Origin of the sequence: Litchfieldia alkalitelluris (assembly GCF_002153425.1) — a bacterium.
GTDB classification, from domain to species: domain Bacteria; phylum Bacillota; class Bacilli; order Bacillales; family Salisediminibacteriaceae; genus Evansella; species Evansella alkalicola.
Map to the genome: position 1 here is coordinate 3,978,763 of NZ_KZ119600.1, position 17,523 is coordinate 3,996,285.

17 protein-coding genes are annotated in these 17,523 nt (G+C 39.9%); 6 read left to right on the top strand and 11 right to left on the bottom strand.

The genetic code is table 11. The annotated features are described in order from the left end of the window. Positions 1 to 45: 45 nt before the first annotated feature. The gene (locus BW724_RS18885) at positions 46 to 531 is read right to left on the bottom strand and encodes a VanZ family protein (protein ID WP_246596302.1); all 486 of its coding nucleotides are present in this window, start codon (positions 529 to 531) and stop codon (positions 46 to 48) included. A 226-nt stretch (positions 532 to 757) separates the two neighbouring features. Here BW724_RS18885 and truA point away from each other — a divergent pair, with 226 nt between their 5' ends. Next, positions 758 to 1,495 (top strand): tRNA pseudouridine(38-40) synthase TruA, encoded by a 738-nt coding sequence (gene truA / locus BW724_RS18890; RefSeq protein ID WP_088076685.1) that lies wholly within the window; start codon positions 758 to 760, stop codon positions 1,493 to 1,495. Between the two features lie 144 nt (positions 1,496 to 1,639). Here the strand turns inward: truA and BW724_RS18895 are convergent, their stop codons facing one another. From BW724_RS18895 to BW724_RS18910, 4 genes are all read right to left on the bottom strand, one after another. Next, complete coding sequence (locus BW724_RS18895) at positions 1,640 to 2,422, bottom strand: transposase (protein WP_088076686.1); 783 nt, start codon at positions 2,420 to 2,422, stop codon at positions 1,640 to 1,642. 1,162 nt (positions 2,423 to 3,584) lie between these two features. Then, positions 3,585 to 4,400 carry a hypothetical protein gene (locus tag BW724_RS18900; protein ID WP_088076687.1) on the bottom strand — a complete coding sequence of 272 codons (816 nt, stop codon included), beginning with the start codon at positions 4,398 to 4,400 and terminating at the stop codon, positions 3,585 to 3,587. Next, a complete protein-coding gene (locus BW724_RS18905; RefSeq protein ID WP_088076688.1) occupies positions 4,397 to 5,098 on the bottom strand; it encodes an ABC transporter ATP-binding protein in 702 nt (233 codons plus the stop codon). Before BW724_RS18905 ends, BW724_RS18900 begins: the two co-directional genes overlap by 4 nt. Continuing rightward, positions 5,091 to 5,477, bottom strand: coding sequence for a GntR family transcriptional regulator (locus BW724_RS18910; RefSeq protein ID WP_176371472.1), 387 nt, complete (start codon positions 5,475 to 5,477; stop codon positions 5,091 to 5,093). Before BW724_RS18910 ends, BW724_RS18905 begins: the two co-directional genes overlap by 8 nt. A gap of 466 nt (positions 5,478 to 5,943) precedes the next feature. Here BW724_RS18910 and BW724_RS18915 point away from each other — a divergent pair, with 466 nt between their 5' ends. Together BW724_RS18915 and BW724_RS18920 are read left to right on the top strand one after the other, a co-directional pair. Beyond that, positions 5,944 to 6,786 carry an SPFH domain-containing protein gene (locus tag BW724_RS18915; RefSeq protein ID WP_088076689.1) on the top strand — a complete coding sequence of 281 codons (843 nt, stop codon included), beginning with the start codon at positions 5,944 to 5,946 and terminating at the stop codon, positions 6,784 to 6,786. A gap of 10 nt (positions 6,787 to 6,796) precedes the next feature. Next, on the top strand, positions 6,797 to 6,955 hold the full coding sequence (locus BW724_RS18920; protein WP_088076690.1) for a type II toxin-antitoxin system antitoxin: 159 nt from the start codon (positions 6,797 to 6,799) through the stop codon (positions 6,953 to 6,955). Between the two features lie 65 nt (positions 6,956 to 7,020). Here the strand turns inward: BW724_RS18920 and BW724_RS18925 are convergent, their stop codons facing one another. Further along, complete coding sequence (locus BW724_RS18925) at positions 7,021 to 7,680, bottom strand: DUF1129 family protein (RefSeq protein ID WP_088076691.1); 660 nt, start codon at positions 7,678 to 7,680, stop codon at positions 7,021 to 7,023. Next, on the bottom strand, positions 7,673 to 8,005 hold the full coding sequence (locus tag BW724_RS18930; protein WP_088076692.1) for a PadR family transcriptional regulator: 333 nt from the start codon (positions 8,003 to 8,005) through the stop codon (positions 7,673 to 7,675). The genes BW724_RS18925 and BW724_RS18930 overlap by 8 nt, the downstream gene beginning before the upstream one ends. 337 nt (positions 8,006 to 8,342) lie before the next feature. On the opposite strand from BW724_RS18930, the gene BW724_RS18935 reads away from it, so the two are divergent. Next, positions 8,343 to 8,960 carry a VanZ family protein gene (locus tag BW724_RS18935; protein WP_088076693.1) on the top strand — a complete coding sequence of 206 codons (618 nt, stop codon included), beginning with the start codon at positions 8,343 to 8,345 and terminating at the stop codon, positions 8,958 to 8,960. Between the two features lie 125 nt (positions 8,961 to 9,085). Here BW724_RS18935 and BW724_RS18940 read toward each other — a convergent pair whose 3' ends face one another. Then, the gene (locus BW724_RS18940) at positions 9,086 to 9,763 is read right to left on the bottom strand and encodes an adenine nucleotide alpha hydrolase family protein (RefSeq protein ID WP_088076694.1); all 678 of its coding nucleotides are present in this window, start codon (positions 9,761 to 9,763) and stop codon (positions 9,086 to 9,088) included. A 593-nt stretch (positions 9,764 to 10,356) separates the two neighbouring features. On the opposite strand from BW724_RS18940, the gene BW724_RS18945 reads away from it, so the two are divergent. Both BW724_RS18945 and BW724_RS18950 read left to right on the top strand, forming a co-directional pair. Beyond that, positions 10,357 to 10,851, top strand: a complete 495-nt coding sequence (locus tag BW724_RS18945) for a hypothetical protein (RefSeq protein WP_235849019.1) — start codon at positions 10,357 to 10,359, stop codon at positions 10,849 to 10,851. A gap of 186 nt (positions 10,852 to 11,037) precedes the next feature. Further along, positions 11,038 to 13,155, top strand: a complete 2,118-nt coding sequence (locus BW724_RS18950) for a sensor domain-containing protein (protein WP_176371473.1) — start codon at positions 11,038 to 11,040, stop codon at positions 13,153 to 13,155. A 174-nt stretch (positions 13,156 to 13,329) separates the two neighbouring features. Here the strand turns inward: BW724_RS18950 and BW724_RS18955 are convergent, their stop codons facing one another. From BW724_RS18955 to xylF, 3 genes are all read right to left on the bottom strand, one after another. After that, positions 13,330 to 14,469 carry a sugar ABC transporter permease gene (locus BW724_RS18955; protein ID WP_088076697.1) on the bottom strand — a complete coding sequence of 380 codons (1,140 nt, stop codon included), beginning with the start codon at positions 14,467 to 14,469 and terminating at the stop codon, positions 13,330 to 13,332. Beyond that, positions 14,453 to 15,976, bottom strand: coding sequence for a xylose ABC transporter ATP-binding protein (locus tag BW724_RS18960; protein WP_088076698.1), 1,524 nt, complete (start codon positions 15,974 to 15,976; stop codon positions 14,453 to 14,455). Before BW724_RS18960 ends, BW724_RS18955 begins: the two co-directional genes overlap by 17 nt. A 332-nt stretch (positions 15,977 to 16,308) precedes the next feature. Further along, positions 16,309 to 17,370 carry a D-xylose ABC transporter substrate-binding protein gene (xylF, locus tag BW724_RS18965; protein WP_088076699.1) on the bottom strand — a complete coding sequence of 354 codons (1,062 nt, stop codon included), beginning with the start codon at positions 17,368 to 17,370 and terminating at the stop codon, positions 16,309 to 16,311. Positions 17,371 to 17,523 lie beyond the last annotated feature (153 nt).

Here is a 17,523-nt window from a genome sequence, read left to right on the forward strand (position 1 = left end):
TTTACAATTGTCAGTCAATTGTAAACGCAAGAACCGTCCCCATGTTCAAGCAACTAAGCTTTTTGATTTTTCCCGTTTCCTTTTTTTCCAACGGTGCCTAGCACTACTCCCTATCACATACAAGCATATCCCCACTCCAGCACCTGCACTATCAATGAGCACGTCAGTTACCTCGCCACTCCGCCCCGGAATAAACAACTGATGAACTTCATCTGTTATTGCGTAAATGACACAGATCCCAAGGGAGAACAATACGCTCCGTAATCCAGAAAAACCACTTCTTCGTAACGCATGTAACACTAAAATTCCTAAAACGAAATAAACGGAGAAATGGGCTCCTTTTCTAATAACATAATGAACGCTATCGCGGTCAAATTCTATTGGTAAAATCGATTCAACTGTACTTAAAACCAATTCCGTTACACCAGAGCTAAGTTCCGCAGATTGTCCACCTGGTTGATGCGAAAATGCAAAAATGAGTCCCATCCAAATAACAACTGCACCCCATGCTATATATTTATTTATCCTCAAGTTAATACCCCCACAACAATTCCTACGCAACATTATAACACTAAACGCAGGGACGGTTCTCCCGTTTACAACTATAAACCCTCTATCCTAGGGTCCAATTATAACTAATACCATTAATGCATTTTAATCAGTTTGTTGGCCACCTTTACTTTTCCCCCATCTAATGCATACAATAATAGTACAAAACTTGAAAAAACAGACACCCGTCTTAAGGAGCATCGCAACAATGACAAATTATAAAATGACTATTCAGTATGATGGTACACGCTATAAAGGTTGGCAGCGACTAGGTAATGATGAAAACACGATTCAAGGAAAAATAGAAAAAGTTTTAACAGAAATGGTTGGAGAAAAGGTTGAGATCATCGGTAGCAGTAGAACCGACGCTGGTGTACATGCCCTGGAGCAAGTTGCCAATGTGAAGCTAAAAGGTAACTATTCTGAGGAACAAGTGAAGAAATACCTCAATAAATATTTACCACAGGATATTAGCATCACCTCTGTCTCCATTGCCGCTGAACGATTCCATGCCAGGTATAATACGAAGGATAAAACCTACTTGTACAAGATTTGGAACAGGGACTACAACAATCCATTCATGCGAAAATATAGCATGCAGGTGGAAAAAAAACTAGATGTGACACAAATGAAAAAGGCATGTCAGCACTTTCTTGGGGAGCATGATTTCACAGCTTTCTCGAACGCTAAGTCAAAGAAAAAAACAATGGTGCGGACTATATATGCAATCGAGTTGGTAGAAAGTGATGGGTTTATTGAGATCAGAATACGTGGCAATGGCTTTCTATATAATATGGTCAGGAAAATGGTAGGAACTTTGATTGAAGTGGGACTAGGGCATATTGAAGCTGACAGTATTCCTGGTATTTTAGCTTCAAAGGAAAGAAATCAGACTAACCTTCTTGCCGCTCCTTCTGGCTTATATTTAGAAAAAATCTCGTTCTAGGTCTAAACGGAGGGACGGTTCTCCCGTTTACAAACACTGAAATGGACGGTCAGGTTTATGTAGTGTTCAGCGTTGGTTGATTGAACATGTTCATTGATCATCACACGGTGTAAACGGGAGAACCGTCCCCATGTTCACGCATGTTCACGCTTTGTTAATTAGTGCTGCAGATACGCCAAAGATTCTTGCAGCTTGTCGCTGTGATACACCTTCGATTCCCTTTACTTTTCTAAAGACTTCATTCCGTTCTTGTTGTGTTAAGGTTTTTACTTTTGTGATGTCGATGCCGTATACAATTAACATTTCACTTATTTGTATACGGGCTTCATCGTCCAGTAACCTTCTCTTATATGTGAAGTCCTCTAGGCACTCATCTTCGTTGTTTCTTTCATTAAATTCCTTAAACCTATTTTTTGCCACAAAAGGGTCGTCTGAAAATTGCCCTAAAACGTACTGACTATCTAGGAGGGTCCCTGGATAAACGAGTTCACCGTAGTACCCCCTCGCGCTACTCCATTTCCAGTCATCTATGTTTACTACCATTCCCGCTTTAACTGGATTCTGATGTATATACCGAACGACAGTTAAAAGATATCTACCACTTTCCACACACTCACTCTTAAAGCGATCTTGAAACAAGTGTCCAGTTGTGGCATATTTCCAGTTATAGTACCAGACAAAACTCACGCCAATTCTCCTCAACGTCATCGAAATATCCTCCTCCCCCTCTTTTAAAAGAAGATGGACGTGGTTGTTCATCAAACACCAACCATAAACTGGCATACGGTACTTCTCTTTATATTTCATTAATGTGTTGAGAAACTGTAAAAAGTCAGTATTCTCATGAAAAATTTCCTGACGGTTCGCTCCCCTCATAATAATATGATAAATTCCACTTTTACTTTTCTTACGTGCTTGACGCGGCATATTATCACCAACCTTCATTTTTTTTGTAAACGTAGGGACGGTTCTGCTGTTCACGAATGAAAATTACCAACAATTTGTAGTGGATTGCAGCTCATTAGCGGCTCAAAGCCAAACAAAACAAAATAAAATAAATGAATTATCAAATAACTGGTATGTGGAGCATATGTGTGGAGCGCCTGATTGAGTTTGGTTCAACTAACGTTGAATCCTTTTTTCTAGAAGTAAAGTAAGGGAAAAGTAAGCTGGTAGGCAGATATGAGATGAATGATACGCATTTTAGTTGCCAAAATCTGCTGAAATGAGGTGGCCGCTAGAACGACCATACAGCTATTCGGCAAGGTAAGATCGGGAGGGAATCCGATGATTAAAAATAGAAATAACAAATTGAATTGAGCCACGAAAGTTTTTGGGAAACCCTGAAGTAATATGTAGAAAAATAAGTTGTTAAAAAGAAGATATTACATTTAAAGTAAGGAAATGAATATATAAGTATGCTTGAAGTAGAAAGCTATGAAGTATGTTGAGGTCATAAAGGGGTATCAATACCAATAGTAATTTATTAAATCTATTTTATACTATCCTTTTAAATAAAGCACTAAAAAACACTTAAACTAGCAAACTTTTTTGTAGAGTTTTGGTGGCGGAGGCGTTCGTTATTGCTAACACACCTTGTCCTACCAAAGCATGCTGTGTGTCCCCTAACTAATACGAACAATTAATAGATTGAGATTGCATAAGAAAAAAGTAAAGCGCATGTCTTACTAAAACACACACTTCACCTTCATATAGCCTATTTGTTTCTTCCTGCTCCATTTTGCAAGTTTTAAGGGGTTGAGCCCTATGTTGCCTATCATTTTCAACTAAGGTGACTCTTTTCTTAGCTTTAGCACATAGTTTGAACGGAAGGAACGGCCCCCACGTTTTTACCGCTTTGTAAACGCAAGAACCGTCCCTGCGTTCACGTTAGGTGATTTTTTTCCTAGTTTAGACATACTGTGAACACGAGGATCGGCTACCACTTATAAAACCGTGCTCTCATTCCGATTTTGTGAAAGGTAGAACCGCCACGCGCAACGCTTACAGTCGCTTTGTAAACGCAAGAATCGTCCCTCCGTTCACCCCCTGCGTTCACACCTGCGTTCACACCCAACCACCCCACTGCTCACCCTGTCTGCACTTTATTATCTAAGAGCCACGATAGGACTAGAAATATTCCAACTAGTAATCCTACACCAACTACGATATTCCCTAAGTAGAGAGGATATTGGAATACTTCCCCTACATGTATACCTTGTTCCGGACCAACTGCAAACATGACCTGTTCCGGCACCTCTAATTTTCGAATTAGCCCCCATTCCGTGAATACCCCGAAAAACTCAGTATCTATTATTTTTAGTCGAACATAATAAAACACTGCTACGATCCCAATTCCAATGAGCCAGCCCAGGCGTCGCACCGATTTAGACATGAAAAAGATAAACGCTACACCGAATGCCAAAAGTAGAGCAACATATGGAATTGCTATAAAAAACATGGCGGAATGTTCCGCAAAAGTATCCGTCAACAGATCCATAGCCTGAACTTGCTGAAGTCCCCCAGCACCGCTTTGCTCGAAAAGTGCTCTCCCTCGATGAATTAAAATGTAAAAACCGATCAAAGCCGTGGAAAGATGGATTATAAATTGGACAAATGACACGATTAGTTTTGACAACAGTAGCTTCCACCCTGGGATCGGCAGGTTCAACCAAGTATATACTGTATTTTCCCGCCATTCTTTATGGAGCGTTGAAAACCAGTCTAAGGCAAGTGACAAGAGAAGCGCCAAAATAACTAGGAATGCTAGTGAGAATAGGAATGGTGTATACCTACCCATTAAATAGTAAAGTATCACGTAAAAAACTATCATACACACAAAACTAATGGAAAATGTGACAGAACTAGAATTCCACTCTTTCATTAATAGTGCACGCCAACTCATACGAGCACCTCCTTCATCGTTTCTACAAGACTCTTCCCATTTTTCTCCCGCAGCGAATCCGTGCCTTCCTCTAATACAATCTCGCCGTCCTTGAGGAAAATCACATAGTCCAAGAATGGCTCCACCTCAGACACCTCATGGGTGGAGAGGATGACCATCTGCTTTTCCACGTCCACATAGGACACGATCATTCTCAGTATATCCTGTCGCACCAACGGATCCAATCCCGACAACGGTTCATCCATCAGCAGTATCGGAACCTCTCGTGACAAGGTAAGCAACAGTTTTACCCGTGCCCGATTTCCCTTTGATAAATGCTTAATCTTTTTTTGCAGGTCAACCCCTAGGGCCGAAGCCATTTCAAGTGCTTTTTCTTCGGAAAAATCAGGTGTTGTCTCTTTCCAAAACCGAATTGCTTCTCCTACTGTTTGAAATCCATATAAGGAATCAATTTCTGCTAAAAATGCAATGTGACTTGCCGACCTCCTAGACACTTTTTTTCCAGAAAGTAAGATCTCTCCTGAAGATGGCTGCAATAATCCCGCAATTAACTTTAAAAAGGTAGATTTCCCACTTCCATTTGGACCAATTAAACCAACGATCCCTTTTCGTTCCAGAGTTAAATCAATATTTGTCAGCGCCTGCTGGGTACTATACTTTTTCCTAATTCCTCGGAGTGTTATCCTCACTTCAGTCATCTTGATTCCTCCCTTTTATGTTAGGCATTCGTTTTTGAATGATTGAAATAATGTCTTCCTCTGTAAAACCTATCTGCACCATACCCACCAAAAATGCATCCACTTGATTTTCAGCTATCTTTTCCCTGAGGTCCTTAATTACTTCATTGTCCTCTGTCACAAACGTACCTTGCCCCCGTTTCGTAACGACAACCTTTTCCCTCTCCATTTCCATATACGCGCGAGAAACGGTATTAGGATTTACCTCTACCTGTATGGCAGTTTCGCGAACAGAAGGAAGCTTCTCCCCCACTTTTAGTTCAGACCGACATATCTTCCTGTAGAAAAACTCCATGAGCTGTATATAAATTGGACGATTCTGATCAAATTGAATTGCCATCTAAGTTAATACCCCCTTCCGTAGTAGCCTGCATTTACTGAAGTATCTGTAGTATCTGTAGTTTCTGTGGTGTCTGTGGTCAGTTTCTAAGTTTCATATCACTCTCTTCCATCATGATGTATCCGTTATTCACGATGAAGATTAGCCCTTTGTATTATTGTACTAACTAAATAGTACACTACGACATTAACACTGTCAACAGTAAACATGGGGACAAATCCCGACCTTTATTTGTGAATTTGTGAAACAGGAGAAAAAGTTTGTGAACGATATAAAAACGGGAGGAAACTATACAAAAAGTTTGTGAAACGATACAAAAAAAGCGTAATAAAATAGAATTCGACAAAATGCAGCACATCGTGAACGGGAGAACCGTCCCTCCGTTTACAAAAATTATATACAATTTTATCCAAAAGTAATATCATATTGATATAAAATTAATATCCAACATTGGAGGGTTGATCTTATGAAAGAAACAAAGGTTTTTCAAATCAACGGTTTTATTGGAATATTGATTATTGTCGGTTTTGCTGCTTTAGGGGTATGGATGTTGGTGGACCACAATCTACTCATTGCAGTACCACTTCTTGCAGTAGCGATTGTTTTGGCAAGTGGAATCACCATTGTTCAGCCAAACCAAGCGATAGTCGTAACTTTCTTTGGGAAGTATTTAGGCTCGATACGTGACAGCGGTTTATTTTTAACCGTCCCCCTCACGTACCGTAATAGTGTATCTTTAAGGGTACGTAACTTTAACAGTAAACGATTGAAGGTTAATGATGTGAGCGGTAATCCAATTGAAATTGCAGCAGTGATCGTTTTCAAAGTAGTGGATTCTGCCAAAGCAGTGTTTGATGTTGACCATTACGAAACATTTGTAGAAATTCAAAGTGAGACGGCCATCCGTCATGTTGCAACGAAATATCCTTATGACACGTTCGAAAATGTGGAATTGACGTTGAGAGGTAATGCTGAAGAGGTTTCTAGTGAATTAGCAACTGAACTGCAGGACCGACTAAGTGTAGCTGGTGTGAAGGTCATCGAAGCAAGACTCACTCACCTGGCCTATTCTACTGAAATCGCCCAAGCAATGCTCCAACGCCAACAAGCTTCTGCAATCATCTCTGCCCGACAAAAAATCGTGGAAGGTGCTGTTGGCATGGCCCAAATGGCAATTCAGCAATTAGAAGAGGATAAAACTATCGATTTAGATGAAGAACGCAAAGTTCAGATGGTCAACAATCTCCTCGTTGCCATTGTTTCCGAGAAAGCAACCCAGCCTGTGATCAACGCTGGAACATTATATTAGTGTGATCTTAATGGCAAAGAAAAAGAGTTTTCCGTTACGCATAGACCCAGACTTATATGAAGTATTGCAAAAATGGGCAGCAGATGACTTCAGAAGTGTAAACAGCCACATCGAATATCTACTACGAGATGCAGCCAAAAAAGCTGGAAGACTACCAAAAAAGAAGTAAACGTAGGGACGGTTCTCCCGTTTATGTGAACAGGAGAACCCCCCTACGTTCAATACTTTGTGCGCTCACATTGATTTTCTCATAAAATGTCCTGCTAGAAAAAGTATGATCCCTATACCAAATACAACGAAAATATGAATATCCATAAATGGTCCAACATCAGGAAGGAGTAAAAAGATTACAACAAATATTCCCACTGACAATGTGCCCCATAACCATAAAATAAAAAACTCTTTAATTTTGTTGATGTTTTTAAAGCAAGCCCAACGTAAATACTGAAGACTAACGTAGACAATCAACAATGCAACTGGAATAGAAACAAGCGTACGAATGGCTTCTGAGCCGATGTAATACCCCTTAACTAAACTGCCACTCATAAAAATTTCTATTATCCCTGAAAATATTGTTGATACTGCGAAGAAATAAAAAATTGCCATGAAAAACATTTTTAGGCGTTCCTTCGTTACCATATTCGGAAGTTCCCCAATAATGTCATCGGCATACTGCTTCGGGTTATTTCCGAAAACGTCTTCCGCTGTTTTCCCCTCTTGTTGCGCTTCAAGAAGATGATCAATAAGCTCCGACAAGATCTCTTCCGTCTCTAGATAAGCTTTACTATAAGTTAACCTAATGTAAACAAGCATCTCTTCGTAATATTTCCGGTTCTCTTTTGTCAATTGTTCCCGCTTTTTATTATTTAACTGGACTAGTTCTTTCTCATTCATTCTCCACCCCTCCTAACAATATCAAATCCACAGGGACCTTTAACTCTTCCCAATGTCGTTGGAAATCTCTCAGTGCAACTGTGCCTTCTTCCGATAAGTAATAATACTTTCGATTTGGTCCATTTGGAGACTTTTCCATCTTCCCATTAATTAATTTCTCTTTTTGCAGTCTTAATAAAATGGGATAAATAGAGCCTTCGCTCACCTCTAACCCATAGCTCTGTAGCTTCATGGATAACTCATAGCCATAAACGGGTTGCCGTTCAATCACTGCCAGAATGCACCCCTCAAGTATTCCTTTTAATAACTGACTTCGAATCGTCAATACCTCCACCTACCTTGCATTACAATATACCTTGCTAAAAAAAATGGTCTTCTGTCTGAACAACCTCATCAACAACCTCACTCCTATGCTATCATGTTATACCATGTAGTGTAAATTTAGCTTACCAAAAAGGTAACTAACTTGCAATACCAAATAGTAAAAAAACTTTGAACGTAGGGACGGTTCTCCCGTTCACGCCCCTAACATAGAAGACCTAACTAGCATACTAAACCACTACCAATGGAGTCTCTCTAATTCTGTAAACAGGAGAACAGTCCCTGCGTTTACCTGCGTTTATGATAAAATATAAACAAATTCTATTTTACTTGGAGGAGCCATGAGAAAAACCATCTTAGTATGTCTACTCATCTCACAACCTATCTTTTTCCTACTATTTCCAGTCTGGCTTCAGTTAGCCAATTATCTGCACTCCCTTGTTATTGCAGTAGTTTGGATTTGTATTAGTTTCGCTTCCTTTGTTCTATCAGCCTTATTTTTTCAAACTAAGATCACAGTACCTATTAAACTGCTTCATATATTTATGGCTTTTTACACTCTTGCTCTACTCATTCTTCTCTTCTTCCGACCTGGAGGACAAAGCTATGGTGATGTTAGTCTCATACCATTTGAGACAATCGCTTATTATCTAAAGGGCAACACTGCTTTCCTCATTGCCTTTTATAATTTGAGCGCCAATATCGGCCTGTTCATTCCATTTGGTATTTATTATTGCTATGTTGCAACTAAGCCGCGCCTAAAGAAACTTGCACTAATTGCCATTGGGTCGGTCTGCGTAATTGAAATAACTCAATTTTTAACAAAGAGAGGAAGCCTTGATATAGATGATCTCATTCTTAATGTGCTCGGTGTGTGTTTAGGCTATTCCATCTATCCTTTGATGAAAAAAGTTTTTGAAATGAAACGCAGGGACGGTTCTTCCGTTCACGAACAATAGCAAAAAGGACCCAACTGGCAAAGAAAATAATTGCCTGTTAGGTCTCTCTAATTCTGTGAACGGGAGAATGTTGTGATCCCTTAAAGCTCTACCTTTTGGGTTGCACTACAAAACCGTCCCCTAGTTCACAGTTGCTCTTCTTTAATATCTATAAATGAATGGACGATACCGTCTACTACTTTGGCTTCCATTGGTCTTTTGTCTTCCGCTAGAAAGGTGATTTTACCATTTTCACATTCTGTGTACAGACTTTTCAAGAAAATTCCTTCGTACTTACAATTACAGTCTGGACTTTTACCATAGTACATGTGATACATGCCATCGTCCTTATCTTCCACGATGTGCGCCCTGTACCCAAGGTCATACACCCACTCTTCTTTGGCGGAAGACCGTTGACTTGGTATCACCTGCAGATCTGCAGTTGGAACTTCTTTCAGTAATACATCAACCATGGAATGCCCGAAAACAGTTGTCCAAATACTTTCAGCCATTTGTCCAATTACAATAAGTGATACATTTTCCGACTTTGCCGTTTTTACTATTTCTTTCGTAATATCTTTTGCTTTTGTCCACTTAATAATAACCCGCGCTTGATAAACCTTTGCCAGTTCTTTAAACGCGGCTATATCCGCTTCTTTATGATAAGCATATTCTTCATTTGGTAGCGTATCGAAAATCAGGATAATTAACTCTGCTCCTAATTTTTTCGAAAGCTCACCTGCTCTCCGAATAAGCCTTCTGCCCGTTTGACCGTAGTTCACACACACCAACACACTATCTTTACAATGCTGATCTGTTTCCATTTTCCCCTCTCCCTATCTTACCCAATTGGTGCTAAACACCACTATTTTTAAAATGATTAGTAAAGATATAAAGACAGCTATTATGGCTACAAAGCTATATAATGATTCTATTGCTCACCTCATCACAAAGTGAATTAAAATTTTTTCCATCACAGCAGAATATGAAAATAGAATTAGCTACTATTTAAATATGAGGAATGATAGCTTTGGCGCTCCAAGAAAAACACCTCCCTTAACCTTAACCATCGATCATGAAGAGATAAGAGTTTAGGCTGCAACGTGTGCTGAAGGTAAAGTAAATATACTTTAAGTAACTTAATGTATGGAAATATATGTCTATCTTACCCATCACCATAATACCATATTACTTCAATTACGTACATCCAAATACGTGGCAAAACAACGGCAAAATCGCATGGAAATACTTAGTCAAACTGGGGGCTGTTCTCCCGTTTACGTGAACGGGAGAACCGTCCCTGCGTTTACATCCTCCGACAGGAAAATAATGGTCATATAGACAAACTGCTATTGGATATATATAGAAAGTATGTTTCATTAAAATTTGTCGAACCCAATTGAAGGAGGGGGCTTTGTTGAAGAGAAACTTCATTATTACGCTAGGAACTGTACTTGCTTTGTTTTTGTTGGCTGGCTGTTTTTCCGACCCTGTGCAAGATGATTTGGAGGACTACGTAAACAATCAAATTATGCCACTGGCTGAGGAAGAAGAAGAAATTGTCGCTCTATACGAAAGTGTAACAGGGGTAAACTATACAGACGACTTTATTTTGTACGATACCATAGAGCTAGATATTATCCCTAAATACCAAACATTCATCAATGATCTTGAGGCTATTCGACCTGCTACATCAGAAGTTCGCGAAGTACATGAAACTTATATTCAAGCTTCCAATGTGCAATATAACGCCATGGTCATGATCCTTGAGGCAATAGAGTTTCAAGATCAAGGAATGATTATTGATGCAAATGAAAAACTAGATGAAGCAAGGACTTTATTTAGACAATTCCAATACGATTTAGAAGATTTACTAGACGAGCATAATCTAGAATTGGAGGAAGACGAATAAGAAAAGCGAAAGCGCCTTGGTCATCGGTACTAAAAACACCGGGACGGTTCTTCCGTTCACGTGAACGGAAGAACCGTCCCCATGTTCACAAAAATAACACACAAATATATTGCATACAGACAAGTTATACTATCTCATGATACACTAGTACTACTTTCATTTAACAAACTAAGCAGGAGATTAACCATGAAACATATCTACTTTAACAATTCCCAACTGGATCCTAACACATATCCATATAAAGAGTTACTCGAAAATTTTACCGAAGCCATCTATGTTATTAATCTGGAAGGCCTTTTTATAGATTGTAATAATGGTTTTTCCTCACTCGTCGGTCCTCGTGAGAAGTACTTAAATACTGACTTTTTAAACATCGTTCATCCTGAAGACTTGGACATTGCAAAGCGCGGGTTTCTCGAGACCTTGGAAGGAAAAATATTAAATGAAGAGCATTTACGGATTTTTTCCCATGACGGCAAAGTGAAATCCATCATTACTAGTAAAGTCCCTCTCCACAACAAATCCGGGGAACTCATTGGTGTTCTTGGCATTGCCAAGGATCTTACTAAAGAGATTGACCTATATAATGAAATCCAGCAGCAATACTCCCGCTACAAGAAGCTTTTGAAAAACTCCAGTAGTGTGAGCTGTATAGTTTCTGAAACGGGCGAAGTGCTATACAGAAGTCCGTCTATAAAAATGGTGCTAGGTTACCAACCTGAGCAAATTCCTAGCCCTTTCTTTGAGCTAGTCCATCCAGATGAAATCGACTTTATCAAAAATCATTTTAACCATTTATTAGCAAACCCGAATGATCGGGTAGAACTTGACGTTAGACTTCTACACAAAAACGGTAGTTGGCGAACTGTCCACGCAACTTGCAATAACTTGCTCGATGACCCTGATATTCAAGGGATAACCATTAATTACCATGATGTCACCGAGATGAGACAAGCACAGCAAAAAATTCACCACATGGCGTATCACGATCATTTAACTGGCTTACCAAACCGCCGCTTTTTTGAAGAAAAATTGGAAAAGGTTTTAATAGAAGCAAAAGCTAGAAAAGATGGTAAAACGAAAGTTGAAGACAAAGTTCAAACGGACGTCCCACTGAACCATCATTTTGGAATCCTGTTTATTGATATTGATCGTTTTCAATTTATTAACGAAACCCTTGGTTATGTTGTTGGGGATAAAATCTTAGTAGAACTAGCACAAATCATAGCTAGTATCGTAACGAAGGATGAATTCGTCGCGAGAATGGGCAGCGATGAATTTATGATCTTGACCACCAACCGAGAATCGAGAACCCATGCGAAAAGACTTGCAACAAATATTCTACAAAGATTGGAATCACCGATCATTGTGGACCATTATGAGCTCTATGTTACTGGTAGCATTGGCATTACAACTTATCCTGGATCGGGAGAAGATCATACAGTTCTGTTGAAAAACTCTGACCTTGCAATGACTACGGCGAAACAGAAGAAGGAAAACAGCTACAAATTTTTTAACCCAGCAATGGAAAAAACATCAACAGACTTTTTCGCATTACAAAATGACTTGAGAAAAGCCATTCAAAACGACGAATTCGAACTATACTATCAGCCTAAAGTTTCTCCACAATCAGGGGAAGTGATTGGAGCTGAAGCATTGATCCGCTGGAATCATCCCACTCGGGGCATCGTACCTCCTGGGGAGTTCATTCCACTTGCAGAAGATGTTGGCTTAATTGTGCCTATCGGGAAGTGGGTTTTCCAAACCGTTTGTAAACAAATTAAGGCTTGGGAAAACAAAGGTTTTACTCCTTTTATCGTTTCACTTAATTTCTCGGCGTTACAAATGCTGCAGAAAGGGTTAGTGAGTACTATTTCACGTATCCTGAAAGAAAATCAAGTAGAAGGAAAATGGATCGAAATTGAAATTACTGAAAGTCTTATTCTCGACCATGACAGTGATGTGATTAAAAAGTTGGATAGGTTAAGTTCTTTAGGCTTACAAATTGCTATTGATGATTTCGGTACTGGTTACTCTTCTTTAAGCTATCTTAGGAAATTTAAATTTAACACAATTAAACTGGACAAGTCGTTTATCAACGATATCCATATCTCACCAGAGAACCAGGCCATTATTGAATTTATTATCCAGATGTCCAATCAGTTGAATATGAAAGTAGTGGCTGAAGGAGTCGAAGTCGAAGAACAACATGAAATACTTAAAACTCTTAACTGCGATGCACTACAAGGTTACCTATTCAGTAAGCCAAAACCAGTTCACGAATTTGAAAAACTTTTAAAGTAAAAGCGAGCAGCGTTCAACGAAAGGGCGGTTCTGGTGTTTACGGCACTAGCCGTAAACATCGGAACCGCCCCTCTCTTTATGCCTCTGTTATGTCATTCAGCCCAAACTTTGTGAACGGGAGAACCGTCCCTTTGTTCACCCAACAGCACCTACGCGTTCACCAGCCCCCTCTGTTTACAACGCGTTCTTTTTCTTCGACGAAATATCTAGCCATACAGCAAGAATTAGAATTAAACCTTTTACTATATATTGCCAGAATGGCGCCACGTTCATCATACTCATTCCATTATCGATACTCGCCATAATAAGAGCACCTAAAATGGAACCAACGATGGTACCAACACCACCCATTAAACTTGTTCCACCGATAACTACTGCTGCAATTGCATCAAGCTCATACATTTGCCCCGCACCAACAGTACCTGCATTCAATCTACTAGTTAAAACAATACCAGCAATTGCTGACAAAGCACCCATGATAACAAAGACGGACAAAACATTGCGCTTTATGTTAATCCCAGATAGCTTCGCAGCTTCCTGATTTCCACCAATCGCATAAATATGGCGACCGAACGTTGTATTTTTAGATATGAATACAAAGATCCCGGCAATTACTAATAAAATAAGTAGTGGTACTGGAATTCCTTGATAACGATTTAACATGTATACAAACAATGTAATGAGTACAGCAACGACCACCATCGTTCCATAATCAAGGGACGCAGGCTTCAGCGCTAAATCTAGTTTTTGACGTCGCTTTCTTTTTCGCCCAACCATCAAAAAGGCAAATACAATAAAGACGGCTGTCAAAATGTAACCAATAAGATATGGAATATATGATTGTCCAATTACTCGGAAGCTTTCACTCATGGGAGCAACGGTTTGACCTCCACTGATCCCCAAGAGTATCCCCCTGAAGATCATCATTCCTCCCAATGTGACAATGAAAGCAGGAACACCTTTGTAGGCGACCCACCACCCTTGCCATAATCCTAATACAACCCCCGCTAGGACTGTGACGATAATAACAGGCAAAGTAGACCAACCATACCAGACTTGCAAGATCGCTGCGATACCACCAGTCAAGCCGAGTAATGATCCGACCGATAAGTCTATATGCCCTGCAACGATGATTAAGGTCATCCCCACTGCAAGAATCCCGATTACAGTCATCTGTCTCGATAAGTTCGCAATGTTACGAGAGGAAATAAAATCTCCATTCGTTAAAATTGTGAATACGACGAAAATCAGAAGTAATGCAATGATGAGTGTATATGCTCGAACGTCCATTTTAAAACTAATGCGGTTTTTCATGTTCTTCCCCTCCTGTTGCCAGCTTCAAGATTGCCTCTTGATTTGCTTCCTCCTTCGATAACTCTCCCATTACTTTTTTGTCAGCCATGACTAATACTCGGTCAGACATACCTAACAATTCTGGAAGTTCAGAGGAAATCATGATGATTCCTACACCTTGCTCCGTTAACTCATTGATTAACTTATATATTTCCTGTTTTGCACCAACATCGATTCCACGTGTCGGTTCATCTAAAATCAATATTTTAGGTCCTGACATGAGCCATTTACTAAGGACAACCTTTTGCTGGTTCCCCCCACTAAGGGTCATGACCTTCGTTTCAATTGACGGTGTTTTCACTCGCATTTTTGCGTTGAACTTTTCCGTCTCGACTGTTTCTTGCTCCTGATTAATGAACGATAAGCTTGAAATTTTCCCCAAAGAAGCTAAAGTAGTATTCTGGGCGACGTCCATTCCAAGAACGAGACCATAACGCTTTCGGTCCTCAGAAACGTAAGCAAGTCCACGATCAATCGCTTCCTTTGGCCCCTTCACTTCGTATGATTTTCCATCTATGAGTACGGAACCATCTCCCTTTCCTTCATAACCACCGAACAAACTCGTTGCGAGCTCTGTTCGTCCTGCCCCCATCAAACCACCAATACCTAACACTTCCCCTTTATGTAGCTTGAGCGAGATATTTTTAGTGATAGGGATTCTCTTTTGTTTAAAAAAAGAGTAGTTTCTCAATTCCAAGATGACATCGTTTGTTCGATTGTCTTGATAAGGGAATAAGTCCTTCAATTCTCGACCAACCATCATGGAGATGATGCCATTTTCATCAGTTTCCTTAGTCTGCCGCGTCCCAATCGTTTGGCCATCTCGTAACACAGTCACTTGATCTGATATTTTCATAACTTCCTTTAACTTGTGTGAAATGTAAATAACGGTGATACCCTCTCTGCGAAGTTGATTTAAAATACCCATCAATATATCAACTTCCCCTTCAGCCAATGCTGCTGTCGGCTCATCCATGATTATAATGTCGCACTTTTTAGAGAGTGCTTTTGCGATTTCAATAAGCTGCTGTTGACCGATACCTAGATTCGATACTTTCTCACTGGAATCAATAGAAAGACCAACTTTTTTCAACCAAACATTGGCTTCTTTAAACATCGTGTCCCAGTCTAATAATCCCTTTGATTTCGGCTCATTACCTAAAAATATATTTTCAGCAATCGTCATATCTTTTACGAGCGCTAATTCTTGATAAATAATCGTCACACCAGCATTCTCTGAATCTCTGATTGTTTGGAAGCTTTGTTCTTTCCCATTAATAAGTATCTTCCCGTCATAAGTGCCATGGGGGTACACACCACTTAAAACTTTCATTAATGTAGATTTCCCAGCTCCATTTTCACCGCAGAGGGCATGGATTTCTCCTTTACTCACTTTGAAGTTAACATTATCTAATGCCTTCACACCTGGAAACTCCTTGGTGATTCCTCGCATTTCTAAGATCGACATATCCTCACCACCTATGGACTTTACTAGAAAGAGGTTGGGACATATCTAGAGTGTTTAACTTGAAATATGAACATTTCCAAAATATAGCGCAGGAAATATACGAAGTGCCTCTTCCTCTACGAGCATATGCTACGAAGCATATCCGTCGAGGCAACTCGAGGCATATTCGTGATGCAACGCTCGTTCCTGCGGGATTAAAGGCAGGGGTGAGACCCCACAGTGCGTAGCACGAGGAGGCTCACCAGCCGCCCGCGGAAAGCGTAGTATATTTCCGAAGCGATATGTTCGAGTTTCTCATAAGTTAGAACACTTTTGTCCCAGCCTCTTACAGTTTACTCTCCGTCGTACTCTGGACGGTCACTTTCTGGTACGTTTCTATATACATCTTCAAAACTATGGAATCCATCTTCAATCACAGTTTCAATAACGTTATCAGCGTTCACTGAGATTGGTGCTAGTAGAATCGAAGGTACATCAATTGTTCCATTATTAATGCTATCGTCGAAGTCTACATCTTCACCATTTGCAATTTTCACTGCAAGTTCAGCAGCTTGAGAGGCAATAAGGTGAATTTGCTTGTAAACCGTCATGGACTGCGTACCTTCCACAATACGTTGTACCGCAGCTAAGTCAGCATCTTGACCAGAAATTTGAACTTCTCCAGCAAGACCTTGTGCATTTAAAGCTTCAATTGCTCCACCAGCAGTACTATCATTGGAAGCTACAACTGCATCAATTTCGTTGTTGTTTGCAGTCAAAGCGTTTTCCATAATTTCAAGTGCTGCATCTGCAGACCAACCATCTGCCCACTGGTCACCAACAATTTCAATGTCACCACTATCTACTAGTGGTTGAATGATATTCATTTGACCTTCTCGGAACATGTGCGCGTTATTATCTGTTGGAGCACCACCCATTAGGAAGTACTTACCTGTAGGAACTTGTTCTGTGATATATTCCGCTTGCATTTCCCCAACTCGTACATTGTCAAAAGAAATATATGCTTCAATTTCAGCGTTATTAATCATTCTGTCATAAGCAATAACTGGAACACCTTCAGCTTGTGCTTGTGCCGCAGCTGCACCAATACTATCAGAGTTATGTGCAATAATTACTAGTACATCCACACCTTGTGTCAATAAGTTCTCCACTTGGTTTGTTTGCACTGCCTCATCTCCATCAGCAGATTGTACAACGACTTCTGCACCCAATGACTCAGCTGTTTCTATGAAAATATCTCTATCATGCTGCCAACGCTCCAATGTTAAGTCTGCAACTGACAAACCGATTTTTATAGATGCTTCCCCATCTCCGCCACTACCTGTGTCTGCGTCCTGTCCACACGCCGCAAGTACTAACATACCGATTAACAGTAGACTAATTACCTTTTTCATTGAACATCCCCCTTGTACCTATTAGTGTTTTTTACATTCTAAATTTATCACGATGTCCGTCTAAATGTGAGCGCTTTCATCTTCACTTTTTTGCAAACATCTAGATTATTTTGTGCTTGGAAAACTCGAGTCGGGTGATTAGAAAACGCGTGT

Excerpts from the sequence above, each read along its gene's own strand:
- truA (WP_088076685.1), top strand. The coding sequence starts at position 758 with ATGACAAATTATAAAATGACTATTCAGTATGATGGTACACGCTATAAA.
- BW724_RS18895 (WP_088076686.1), bottom strand. The coding sequence starts at position 2,422 with ATGCCGCGTCAAGCACGTAAGAAAAGTAAAAGTGGAATTTATCATATT.
- BW724_RS18900 (WP_088076687.1), bottom strand. The coding sequence starts at position 4,400 with ATGAGTTGGCGTGCACTATTAATGAAAGAGTGGAATTCTAGTTCTGTC.
- BW724_RS18905 (WP_088076688.1), bottom strand. The coding sequence starts at position 5,098 with ATGACTGAAGTGAGGATAACACTCCGAGGAATTAGGAAAAAGTATAGT.
- BW724_RS18910 (WP_176371472.1), bottom strand. The coding sequence starts at position 5,477 with ATGGCAATTCAATTTGATCAGAATCGTCCAATTTATATACAGCTCATG.
- BW724_RS18915 (WP_088076689.1), top strand. The coding sequence starts at position 5,944 with ATGAAAGAAACAAAGGTTTTTCAAATCAACGGTTTTATTGGAATATTG.
- BW724_RS18920 (WP_088076690.1), top strand. The coding sequence starts at position 6,797 with ATGGCAAAGAAAAAGAGTTTTCCGTTACGCATAGACCCAGACTTATAT.
- BW724_RS18925 (WP_088076691.1), bottom strand. The coding sequence starts at position 7,680 with ATGAATGAGAAAGAACTAGTCCAGTTAAATAATAAAAAGCGGGAACAA.
- BW724_RS18935 (WP_088076693.1), top strand. The coding sequence starts at position 8,343 with ATGAGAAAAACCATCTTAGTATGTCTACTCATCTCACAACCTATCTTT.
- BW724_RS18940 (WP_088076694.1), bottom strand. The coding sequence starts at position 9,763 with ATGGAAACAGATCAGCATTGTAAAGATAGTGTGTTGGTGTGTGTGAAC.
- BW724_RS18950 (WP_176371473.1), top strand. The coding sequence starts at position 11,038 with ATGAAACATATCTACTTTAACAATTCCCAACTGGATCCTAACACATAT.
- BW724_RS18955 (WP_088076697.1), bottom strand. The coding sequence starts at position 14,469 with ATGAAAAACCGCATTAGTTTTAAAATGGACGTTCGAGCATATACACTC.
- BW724_RS18960 (WP_088076698.1), bottom strand. The coding sequence starts at position 15,976 with ATGTCGATCTTAGAAATGCGAGGAATCACCAAGGAGTTTCCAGGTGTG.
- xylF (WP_088076699.1), bottom strand. The coding sequence starts at position 17,370 with ATGAAAAAGGTAATTAGTCTACTGTTAATCGGTATGTTAGTACTTGCG.